The following is an 11,619-nucleotide window of genomic DNA, read 5'->3' as shown; positions in this document are numbered from 1 at the left end:
GGCGGCGGCCTGGCCTGGGCTATAGGCGGATGTCCCGTTGGGACAACAAAGACAGAATCACATAACCAAGGGACGTCCATGCCGCTCGCAGGCGTTTCTCGAGGGACATTTTAGTGCGATTGCCCTGATCACATCTGTTTGCCATGGACCCGAATATGCGGACAAAACGGCGCGCCCTCCCGACATTCTCCCCCCATTTCCGGGGCAGCGGAAAGGGGATTTCCTGCCTGATAAGAAAGGGGCGGCCCGCGTCTCAGCGGGCCGCCCCGAAGGCCGGCACAGGGGAATCAGGCGCCCCGTTGCTTGGGCGCCTTCACCAGGAAGGTGACGCAGGCGGCCGCGATGAGCAGCACGATGGACCCGTAGAAGGCCACGTCGAAGGTGTGGTAGGCGTCGTACGCCTTTCCCGCGGCAAAGGCGAGCACAAACCCGCCGCAGCCCCAGGCGGTAAAGACCAGGCCGTAGTTCACGCCGAAGTTCTTGAGGCCGTAGAAGTCCTTCGTGATGCTGGGGAAGATGGCGAGGTTCGCGCCGTAGTTCGCGCCGATCAGGGCGGACAGGAGGCTGAGCACCACGGCATTTCCGAGGAAATTGCCCGCCGCCGCGCGCGACATCAGGAAGATCAGCACGGCCTGGGAAACAAAGGCGATGAACAGTGTCGGCTTGCGGCCGATCTTGTCGGAGAGCATGCCCGAAGCGATGCGCCCCGCGCCGTTGCCGACGGCCAGCACCGCGACCAGAACGAAGCCCAGGGCCAGCCCTGCCTGCTGCTGGGCGATGGCGGCCAGCTTTCCGATGACCATGAGGCCGGCGCCCGCGCCGCAGGCGTACATGAACCACAGGAGGTAGAACTGCGGGGTCCGCAGCACCTCCATGGGTGTGTAGTCGTCGGCGGGCGCCGCCGCGCCGCCCGCGCCGGCGGTTTTCGCGTTGGGGTTGTACCCGGCGGGCGGGGCCTTCAGCAGCTGCGACAGCAGCACCACGACGACCAGGAAGGCCGCGCCGAGGATCAGCATGGCCTGGCTGATGCCGTACTGCTGCGCCAGCCAGGTGGTCAGGGGGGCGGTGTAGACGGAGGCCAGGCCGAACCCGCTGACGACAAGGCCGGCGATCAGGCCCACCTTTTCCTTCGGGAACCACTTGACCGCGGGCGGCGTGGCGGCCGCGTAGCCGAACCCGATGCCGGTGCCGGCCAGCAGCCCGAAGCCGACCATGAACATGACCGGGCTCGTGGAGAAGCTGGCCAGGATCATGCCGAGGCCGACCAGCACGCCGCCGACGCTGGCGACGAAGCGCGGGCCCACCTTGTCCTGCAGCCGGCCGGCGGGGACCATCATCAGCGAGAAGGTCAGGCACGCCACCGCGTAGGGGAGCGACTTGTCCGACTCGGTCCATCCCCATTCGGCGGGGACCGCCTTGCTGATGACGCTCCAGGAGTAGAGAATGCCCAGGGCCAGGTTGATGCCGATCGCGGCAAGGGTCACCGTCCAGCCGTGGTTCTTAATCGTGCCGGGGCTGTCCATCGCGTTGTCTCCTGTTGGGCCCCCTTCCGGAGGCGTGAACGCTCCGCAAGAAGGCCGTGCGCGCCGACGGGTGTCATCGGGGCGCGCACGGCCGTCTCATGTTACCGGGTTCCTCCTACTTCTTCAGCAGGCGGTCGTGCTCGGCGACCAGGTGATCCACCACGGCGGGGTCGGCCAGCGTGGTCGTGTCGCCGATCTGGTCCGTGGCGTTCTCGGCGATCTTGCGCAGGATGCGGCGCATGATCTTGCCGGAGCGCGTCTTGGGCAGCGCCGGGGCGAACTGGATCACGTCGGGCGCGGCGATCGGGCCGATCTCCTTGCGCACATGCTGGACCAGCTCCTTGCGCAGCCCGTCGCTCTCCTCGACGCCGGTCACCAGGGTCACATAGGCGTACAGGGCCTGGCCCTTGATGTCGTGCGGCATGGGGGCCACGGCGGCCTCGGCCACCTTCGGGTGGCTCACCAGCGCGCTCTCCACCTCGGCGGTGCCGATGCGGTGGCCGGAAACGTTCACCACGTCGTCAATGCGGCCCATGAGCCAGAAGTCGCCGTCCTGGTCCCTGCGGCAGCCGTCGCCCGTGAAGTACATGTTCTTGTACATGGTGAAATAGGTGTCCACGAAGCGGTCATGGTCGCCCCACATGGTCCGCATCATGCCCGGCCAGGGCTTGCGGATGCAGAGCTTGCCGCCCTCGTTCACATCCGCCTCGCTGCCGTCGTCGCGCAGGATGACCGGGTCCACGCCGAAGACGGGGCGGCTCGCGCTGCCCGGCTTCAGGGTCATCGCGCCGGGGAGCGGTGCGATCATGAAGCCGCCGGTCTCCGTCTGCCACCACGTGTCCATGATCGGGCAGCGGCCCTTGCCGACCACCGTGTGGTACCACATCCACGCCTCGGGGTTGATCGGCTCGCCCACGGAGCCCAGGATGCGCAGGCAGCCCAGGTCGTACTTGTTGACCCACTCGTCGCCCTTCTGGATGAGCGCGCGGATCGCCGTCGGGGCGGTGTAGAACTGCGTGCACTGGAACTTCTGCACGATGTGCCAGAAGCGCCCGGCGTCGGGGTAGGTCGGCACGCCCTCGAACATGAGCGACGTCGCGCCGTTGGCCAGCGGGCCGTACACGATGTAGGAGTGGCCCGTCACCCAGCCGATGTCCGCCGTGCACCAGAAGATGTCGTCCTCCCGGATGTCGAACACCTGCTTGTGCGTCAGCGACGTGTGCAGCAGGTAACCCGCCGTCGTGTGCACCACGCCCTTGGGCTTGCCCGTGGACCCGGAGGTGTACAGGATGAACAGCGGGTCCTCGGCGTTCATCGCCTCGGGCTCGCACACGTCCGACGCGGACGCCATCAGCTCATCGTAGGCCACGTCGCGGCCGGCGGCCATGTTGCACGGCTCGGCGTTGCGCTTCACCACCAGCACTTTCTCGATGGACGCGCAGGCGGGCTTCGCAAGCGCCTCGTCCGCGATCGCCTTCAGGCTGATGTGCTTGCCCGACCGCAGCGACACGTTCGACGTGACCAGCACGTTGCACGCGGCGTCCTCGACGCGCGTCGCGATGGCGTCCGCGCTGAATCCGCCGAACACGATGGAGTGGATCGCGCCGATGCGCGTGCAGGCCAGCATCACCACCGGAAGCTCGATGATCATCGGCAGGTAGATGCAGACCCGGTCTCCGCGCTTCACGCCCAGGCTCTTGAGCACGTTGGCGCACTTGCAGACCTCCTTGTGGAGCTCCTTGTACGTGATCTTGACCACGTCGTCTTCCGGCTCGCCCTGCCAGATCAGCGCCACCTTGTTCTCGCGCGGCGTGCCCAGGTGGCGGTCCAGGCAGTTCACCGACACGTTCAGCTGGCCGTCCTTGAACCATGTGTGCTCAATGACCCGGCCCTCGGTGTTCCAGTTGTACTCCAGGGATTTCGTGGGGAACTTGGACCACGTCAGCGACTTGGCCTGCTCCAGCCAGAAGGCGTCCGGCGTCTCGATGGACGCCTTCCACATCTTCTCGTACTCCTCCATGCTCTTGATATGGGCGTCCTTCGTGATCTCCGGGGGCGGGGCGAAGGTGCGGTTCTCCGTCATTAACGAGCTGATGGCTTTCTTCTCATCGTTCCCCATGGTGCAAAGTCCTTTCCTGGTTGGGTAACTCTGGCGATCAAGCCCGCCCTACTGCGGCGGGACACAATCCCCGCGTTTGAACGGCCGTGGTTCCGGCCTCCGCGCGCCGCCGGCCCTCCAGAGGCCCGCAACGCGTTTTCAACTGTTGAATGGCCATCCCCGCCCCGGCTCTTTCTTGAATCTGACGCCCCTAGGAGGCCAGCCCAAGCCGCGCGCGGGAGTATACCTACCATTCGTTAGGTCTCCGCATTGTACCAAACCTTTTCGCACTTTTCAACCTTAACGGGGCGGAGAAGACGTGTTTTTGACAGTCTTGTTTCCGCAAACGCATCCCAGGCCCTCCGGCAGCGGCACCTGGGCGGTCGGGGCAAGAAGTCGGAGGGGCGCGAAAAATCGCCAAAATGCGGTGTTTGCCAGATAATCGGAAAAGACAGGAACCGCAGTGTTCACAGGGTGAGGAGGGGGATTTTGCGGGGCGGTGAACGCACCATTCCCCGACGGTCGTGGCACGCCCCGTATTTGGCATGGGGCGGCGTTGCGCGGAGCGCGCGGGCTTGGTAGAATGAAAGAGCAGAAGGAGAACGGGCATGCTGGATCAATTTCGCGAACTGGTGGGCCGGCTGGAAGACCGTGAGAGCGGCTGGGTGGCACGGCGCGACGCGGCCGAGGTTCTGGGAAAGCTGGCGCAGGGGGCGCTTATGGCGCTTCATTCCCACCGCAACGACACGGACATGGATGTGCGGCTGCAGGTGGAGCGGTCCATGGACTCAATTAACGCGTTGCTCCCCGCGCGGGCCAAGAGCCGGCAGGAGCCCACCCTGCGCGACCTCGCGGTGTCCTGCGAGCGGGCCCCCGCGCGCATCGTGGAGCCCCACGAGAACGGGTTTGTGGTGACCGTGCGCCTGGCCAACGAGCGGACGCAGAGAGTCTACATCATGCCGCACGAGACCAAGGACAAGCGGCGCATGGTCCAGATATACACTTTCTGCGGCGAGGTGAACCCCCAGGTCTTTGAGTGGCTTCTCCGCACCAACAGCCGCATTGCCAACGGCGCCTTCACCCTCCTTTCGGACAAGGAGGGGGCGGACCGCATGGCGCTGCTCCACAACATTCCCCGCGCGGACGCCACCCCCGAAGTGGTGAAGCTGTCGGTGAAGGAGCTTGCCTACTACGGGGACAAGCTGGAGCGCCATATGGGATCCGACGACGAGTTCTGAGACGGCCCCCGGCGGTCACGGACCGCAGAGCGCGGCCTCCCCCGCCGGCACCACCCATTCAGGAAGCCCCATGGCGCAAAGAAAGGCGGCCGGCAGGTCGGGCACGGGGCAGGGGATGCGCGTCCTCAGGTGAAAGACACTTTCCTGGGCGGCGGCCACGTCTCCCTCCGCGAGAAGCTTCACGAGGGGCGTCCGCCAGTCGTTCCGCTCCGCGGGCGCTGTTCCCTCCGCCAGGAATGCGCGTGCGGCTTCCCGCTCCCCGTTGAGTCCCAGAACGGCCGCGACCGTGGTGTGCAGGGATTCCCTTGTCTCGGCGCGGTCAAGCCACTCGGGCGGGATGGCGGCCAGCATGTTGCGGGCTTCGGCGGTGGCCCCGGGGATGTCCCGGCGCAGCAGCGCCTTGCGCACCCGTCTCTCCGCCGCCGCGGCCTCATGGTCTTCTTCGCCCCGCACCAGGGCGGCCGCGTCCACGGCGCCCTCGTCCTCGAGCATGTCCGCCAGCAGTCCGATGCGCCCGGGCCACCCCTCCGGAAGGTCTCCGTCATCGTAGACCATGCGCATTTGGCGGAGAAGCGCCTCCCGGTTCCCGGTGACTGCGGCCCGGTCCAGCACTTCGCGCAGATTAACCCCCGAAAGCGTCTTTCCCAGATCGGGAACCCGGCTCCAGTGGCGGGAACAGGCCTCTTCAAACGCGGGCGGGGGGGGCCGCGCCCCGGCTGACGCGCAGGATCGCGATGCCCTCATCGCCGTCAAGGTCCTCCCGGACGACTTCGAGGTCCAGCGCCCGCAAATGCTCCTCCAGTCCGTCCAGACGGGTTCGCCCCCACAGAAGATTCGACACATACCAAACGCTTCCGCCTTCCGGCACTGGCGGCGCGGCTGTCGGGGCCCCCGGGCAGAGCAGCATGGCGCACTTGACCACTGCGGCGTCGAGGGTGTGGGCCGGCGCGATAGGCAGGGCGGTGGCGGGCATGTTGGCCGCCAGCAGGCGCAGGTTGGTCCATCCGTTCCCAAACCCCCCCACAAGGATCTGGTCTCCGGGGCGGGTCTCGCGCAGCAGTTTCTGGCCCGCCTGCGCCCAGGGGGTGCGTATCACAATCGCACGGGGCAGTGTGAGGCTGAGCTGCTGCAGCATCGCCAGTGCCAGCAGCGCCAGCACAGCCGCCCGCAGGCCCCGGGGACGCACAAGCAGCATGAGCGCGCCCCCCGCCAGAACGTACAGGGGCAGGGTGGAGGGCAGCAGGTACCTCTGGTAGTACATGGGCCGCCACAGGTGGGAGGTCAGCGCGAGGCCAATCCCCGGCAGCAGGGCGCAGGCAAGCAGCGCGGCGACAGCGTCCCTGTCCGGCTCGCCCGGCCGCCGCTGGCGGCGCCATGCGCACCAGAGGGCCCACCCGGCCAGCCCTCCCCCGAAACAGAGGAACAACACAGCGCCCACTGCCCGGAACGCCTCAGGGCCGTCCGAGGTGAGCCCGCCCAGGGAAAGCCGCCAGAGTTCGCCCCCCGGGCCCAATTTCGGGGTGGTGCGCAGGAAGTCGGGCATGACCAGGGTGAAGAGCACCTCCGGCGCCGTCGGGGCGCGGAAATGCCAGTAGCCCGTGTCGGGCACGTGGGGCATGGTCGCCACCCATCCCGCCAGGGGCAGAAGCAGCACCCCCTGCACCGCCGCCCACAGCAGCGCTGTCCGAAGACGCCGTCTGGAGGCGGACAGCCAGGCCGCCCCCTGCGCCGCCACGAAGAAGACCCCCAGCAGGTGCGTCCAGACCAGGAGGGTGTTTGCCAGCATGTTTGCGGCGAACCATCCCCTCTTGCCGTCCTGCAGGCAGCGGATCTGCGTGTAGAGGGCCGCCGCGCCCAGCAGGGCGTAGAGCGCGTAGTTGCGGATGCTCTGGTCGTGGTAGATGTGCAGGGGGGAGAGGGCGAAAAACCAGGCGGCCACCAGGCCGGCCCCGCGGCCGAAGACCCGCGCGCCCGCCGCATAGACCAGCGGAAGGGTGGCCAGCCCCAGGGCCACCGAGAGCAGGCGCATCGCGAGGGGGGAGGTTCCAATGGCGATACTGGCCAGATACTGCACAACGTGGTACAGCGGCGCCCCCTCGGGGTTGACCTGGCGCGCCAGGGCCACCGATGCGGGCAGGGAGTCCTGTGACAGGCCCACCAGCCCGTTGTAGTCGTCCCAGGTGAGGGACTGCTCCCCGAGCGTCCAAAACCGCACCAGGAGAAACGCGGCGGCCAGCGCGCCGGCACGCGCCGCGCCCAGCGCCCGGGAGGGGGGGGGCTGTCATCTTTCATCCGCCCCCTCCGGCCTGTCCAGCACCAGATCAAGACTCTGGAGGAGGTCGGAGATCGGGAAGGGCTTCTCATGGTAGGGGCATTTGAGCCCCTGGAGGAACCGGTGGGTCCCGTAGTTCAGGGCGTCCGCCGTGATGACGACGGCGCGCCGGGCCAGATCTGGGTACGACTCCTCCACCAGCTCCAGCAGCCGCTGCCCGCCGATGGATCCCGGCAGCTGTATGTCCAGCACGAGGGCGTCGAAGGCCTCGCCCGCTTTTATGCGCTCCAGCGCGGCCTCCCCCGTGCCCGCCCCGGTCACATCGTAGCCGTGCAGGGTGAGCGCCGCACCCAGCATTTTTTGCAGATCCTCCTCGTCATCCACCACCAGCACCCTGCGCCGCTTCGGGGGGGCTGTCTTCCCGGGTCCGCCGTCGGGCAGCCTTTCGGAGGGCGCCGCGGGGGCGCCGGCATGCGCGTGTGCGGGCAGCGACAGCACCAGCCGCGCCCCAGGCAGGGGGCCATCCCCGCCGCAGTCCGCGACGAGGTCTCCGCCCAGCTCCAGCGCCACCGACCTGGCCAGGCTTAGCCCCAGGCCCACGCCGCCCTGGGAGCGCCGCGTGGTGAAGAAGGGCTCGAACACCTGCCCGGCCAGTTCCGGGGGGATGCCGGGCCCGTCATCGCACACCTCCAGAAACACCCTGCCGCCGTCCTGCCGGACAGTGCACACGACCCGGCCGCCCCCGAACAGCAGGGCGTTGTCGAGAAGACTCAGCACAACCCGGGCGAGCTGCTCCGGGGCGCACTCCACCCACGGGGCGTCCTCCGGCAGCCGCCATTCCACCCGGGCGGCCTGGGTTGCCGTGAGCATCGGCAGCACGGACCCGTGCAGTAGCGCGCACAGGTCGGCGGGAAACCGGTCCATCGGCAGGGTCTGGCCGAAGCCCATCAGGTCGTCCACAATCTCCCGGCACCGCAGCCCGTTGCGCAGAATGCCGGCCACCATCTCCTCGGCCTGCCCGCCCGCCACGCTGCGGGACAGCATTTCCGCGAATCCCGTGATGACCGAAAGCGGGGTGCGTATCTGGTGCGCCACCGCCAGGACCACCTGCGACGCGACCGAACTGCGCTGCTGCGCAAGCAGCTGGCTCTCCAGCTGCCGCTCCACAAGCCGTCTGGACGTCGTCTCCATGAGTCCGCAGCCCGCCCACCGCACCTGGCCCCCGGGCGCGTAGAGCGGCATGATGACCACGCGGAACCACCGCACCGCCCCGGCGGTCCCCACCATCACCTCCTCCGACGACGTCTGGCCCAAAGCGAAGACCTGCTGGCAGGCGCACCTGCCGCCCCTTCCGAGCACGCGGTGAAAATGGCAGCAGTAGGGGACATCGCCCCGGAGACCGGGAATCTCGACGGCGCCGCACCTGCCGTTGGCGTGCAGCACCCGCCCCCCGGCCTCGAAAAGCTGCACCGGGATGGGGACGATGTCCACAAACCGGTGCTTGAGGTAGGCGAGCACGTCGGCCTCCTCCATCCGGCCGGATTCTGTCTTCTCCAGCAGAAGCGATGTGCCCTCGCGCAGGCCGCGGGCGTCAAAGGTGGGCTGGGCGGAGAACACCCACACCGGCTCCTCCCCCGCGGTCTTGATCCGCCCCTCGAAGCGCTCGGCGCGCAGAAGCTCCCTGCGGCGGCGGAAGACCCGCCGCAGCGCCTCGCCGGTGGCCTCGTCGCAGAACCCGGTGAAGTCCCGGCCGGCAAGGTCGCCCGCGCCGATCAACTGCGTCATGCGCGGGTTGGCCAGCACCACAACGCCCGCGGCGTCCAGCAGGGCGTAGGGGCCGCCGATGGCCTCCACCAGCAGCCGCTCCCGGCGGTCCCTGGAGGCCATCTCCTGCTCCTCAAAACGGGCCACCCGCTGGTGGAGGAGGTAGAAGGCCCGGCTGAAAACGTCGTTGTTGATCCGGTAGAACGCCAGGTCATCCCCCGCGCCGTGGTCCAGCCGGCGCAGCACTTCGAACTGCGACTCGCGCAGGAAAGAGATGCGCTCGTTGAAGAGAACCGCCGTCTGCAGGTTGCGGGTCATGCGCCCCAGGGCAATCACGGCCTCGTCGCCCGTCGCCGGACCGCACCCCAGCAGCGCGACCTGCTCCTGGATCAGGCTCTCCGACATGATCCGGAGCTTCTCGCGCGTGCCGGGGTCCTTCTCCGCCAGCAGGGGGGCGAGAATCTCGTCCCCCCGCGCCAGCAGGAGGCCCGCGAGTGACTGTGCGACAGACTGCTCCATGAATAACCGTTCCAGGACGGCGCGGAGGCCGCAGCCCCTGTTGGCGCCATTTCCGGCGGGTTGGAACACCTTTGCGCCAAAAATGGTTTGCAGGATAGACAGGCGCCGCCGGGCGCGACGCGCCAGGTTTCGCCCGTCCCTAGGCCAGATGGTAGTACATGCCCCCCCGGGCCTGCAAATCGCGCGGGCGGACGGTTTCGGGATGCCGCAAACCGGGCGACGTACTCGCCCTGCGGCGCCCGGAGCGGGTATAATGGGCCCATGTGAAGGTGGAACGATGGAAAGTGACGGGAGCGACCGGATATGAAGAAGACACACGGCTTCACCCTGATTGAGCTGCTGGTGGTCATTGCGATCATCGGCATTCTGGCGGCCATCCTGCTGCCCGCCCTGTCGCGCGCCCGCGAGGCCGCGCGCCGCTCCTCCTGCCAGAACAACCTCAAGCAGATGGGCGTCGTTTTCAAGATGTACGCCGGCGAGGCCGGCGGCGCCTATCCCCGCTGCCACGGCGACGAGCCCTGGGGCGCCGCCCTCCCCGCGGGATGCTCCGAAGGCGACGCCGCCGCCGAGGTCGCCCCCCACATCGGCGCGCTGCACCCCGAGTACCTGACCGACCTCAACGTGCTGGTCTGCCCCTCCGACCCCGAAGCCTACAAGGACAACCCCCTGGCCATGGTCACCGCGCTGCCGGGCCAGGCCTGCGCCTTCGCCGGGCAGCCCTCCAACGCGGACGCCAGCTACCTCTACTACGGCTACGTCTTCGACAAGACCGGGCCCGGCGCCCCCACCATCAACACCGCCATGCTCGGCGTCACCCCCGGCGCCGACGTCAACGCCCAGGTCGCCTATCTCATGGGCTCCATCTCCTACCAGCAGGGCGTCTCCTTCCTACAGGGCCCCCTCGGCGACAAGAACCCCGACAACGACTGGAAACTCGGCGAAAACCTGGATGACGCGACCAAGCACATGCTTTTCGCCGCCATGGCCTCGCCGCCCGGATCCAAATTGGGCAACGCCGACGGGACGGTCCTCTACCGCGTCCGCGAGGGCGTCGAGCGCTTCCTCATCACCGACATCAACAACGCCTCCGCCTCCGCCCGCGCCCAGAGCGACCTCGCCGTCCTGTGGGACGTTGTCTCCGCCAACAGCGGCGGACGCGCCCAGTACAACCACCTCCCCGGCGGCGCCAACGTCCTCTACATGGACGGCCACGTCCAGTTCGTCCGCTACCCCGAAGCCTTCCCCGCAAACCCCGCCTTCGCCCTCGTCGCGTCCTTCTTCTAGGCCCCGCGCCCGCTTCGCGAGCAAGGCGCGGTCCTTGGGCCATGGAGAATGCCGGCGGTTTCCCGCGCGCGCTTCGCGCGCCTTGGAGTGCGGCGGCTTGCCGCCGCCGTTCTTCGCGCGGGCTTGCCCGCGCGGGATGCGGGCACGGTGGACGTCTTTCCATGAGGGGTGCGGTGGAAAAGACCGGGCGAACTGGTTGACTTCTTCTGCATACTGTGATAGCCTGCGGGTGGAAAGGTCGGGCCGTGGACGGGGTGTTTGCAGCCCGGTACCTTTGGGGATGGGACCGTGAACAGCACGACGATGAACACAAACGCCCTGCGGCTGGGGGTGTCGGGTCAGAGCGGGTTCCGCTTTGACAGTGTGTCGGTCCATGCGCGGGCGCTGGATGCGGCGAAGAGCACGACCTATGCCTACAACACGTCGAACCAGCTCACGTCGAGCATGACGAACGGCACCACCACCAATTACACCTACGACGCCTGGGGCCGGCTGCTCACCCGCACTGCGGGCACCGCCTCCGCCTCCTACGCCTACCGGGGCGACAAGCTCAGGAAGGTCACCTCCACCTTCGCCGGCGAGGCGTCCACCGTTGACATGAACTATGACGGCCTCGGCCGCCGCCGCAACCGCATGGCCAACGGCGTCAGCCCCATCACCTGGTGGCGCTACGGCCTCGGCGGGGCCACCGTCGCCGAGTACACGGACAACGACACGGACTGGGCCGTGGAGGGGTTCTCACGAGTCATGGTTTCTTGCGGCATGATGAATCCTCTCGCCGAGTCCACTATAGTCTCCGGGCAGCCGCCCGCCAACGCCGCCTACAGCTATCTGGCCCTCGACCACCTCTCCAGCACGCGCGGCGTCTTCAGCCAGACCAAATCCCAGACCGGCACGATGGAGTTCCTGCCCTACGGCGCC

Annotated in this window: 8 protein-coding genes; 3 read left to right on the top strand and 5 right to left on the bottom strand. The window is 68.0% G+C overall.

Annotated elements, in window-relative coordinates:
• Positions 1–287: 287 nt before the first annotated feature.
• Both GXY15_16450 and acs read right to left on the bottom strand, forming a co-directional pair.
• Positions 288–1,523: an OFA family MFS transporter gene (locus GXY15_16450; GenBank protein ID NLV42803.1), complete on the bottom strand. Its 1,236-nt coding sequence runs from the start codon at positions 1,521–1,523 to the stop codon at positions 288–290.
• 115 nt (positions 1,524–1,638) lie between these two features.
• Complete coding sequence (acs, locus tag GXY15_16445) at positions 1,639–3,642, bottom strand: acetate--CoA ligase (GenBank protein ID NLV42802.1); 2,004 nt, start codon at positions 3,640–3,642, stop codon at positions 1,639–1,641.
• A gap of 587 nt (positions 3,643–4,229) precedes the next feature.
• Here acs and GXY15_16440 point away from each other — a divergent pair.
• Positions 4,230–4,859, top strand: coding sequence for a hypothetical protein (locus GXY15_16440; protein NLV42801.1), 630 nt, complete (start codon positions 4,230–4,232; stop codon positions 4,857–4,859).
• Positions 4,860–4,874: 15 nt separating this feature from the next.
• Here the strand turns inward: GXY15_16440 and GXY15_16435 are convergent, their stop codons facing one another.
• The 3 genes from GXY15_16435 to GXY15_16425 form a co-directional block, all read right to left on the bottom strand.
• Positions 4,875–5,420, bottom strand: coding sequence for a hypothetical protein (locus tag GXY15_16435; GenBank protein ID NLV42800.1), 546 nt, complete (start codon positions 5,418–5,420; stop codon positions 4,875–4,877).
• 124 nt (positions 5,421–5,544) lie between these two features.
• Positions 5,545–7,074 (bottom strand): hypothetical protein, encoded by a 1,530-nt coding sequence (locus GXY15_16430; protein ID NLV42799.1) that lies wholly within the window; start codon positions 7,072–7,074, stop codon positions 5,545–5,547.
• A 66-nt stretch (positions 7,075–7,140) separates the two neighbouring features.
• Entirely contained in the window at positions 7,141–9,414 is a 2,274-nt protein-coding gene (locus tag GXY15_16425) for a hybrid sensor histidine kinase/response regulator (protein NLV42798.1), read from the bottom strand.
• A gap of 303 nt (positions 9,415–9,717) precedes the next feature.
• On the opposite strand from GXY15_16425, the gene GXY15_16420 reads away from it, so the two are divergent.
• Entirely contained in the window at positions 9,718–10,698 is a 981-nt protein-coding gene (locus GXY15_16420; GenBank protein ID NLV42797.1) for a DUF1559 domain-containing protein, read from the top strand.
• Positions 10,699–10,986: 288 nt separating this feature from the next.
• Positions 10,987–11,619: hypothetical protein (locus GXY15_16415; GenBank protein NLV42796.1), on the top strand; the 633-nt coding region annotated here is incomplete at its 3' end.

The organism is Candidatus Hydrogenedentota bacterium (genome assembly GCA_012730045.1).
In the GTDB taxonomy this organism is placed as follows: domain Bacteria; phylum Hydrogenedentota; class Hydrogenedentia; order Hydrogenedentales; family CAITNO01; genus JAAYBR01.
Note: the sequence above shows the minus strand (reverse complement) of the source record. Positions and strands in the feature narration are given on the sequence as shown.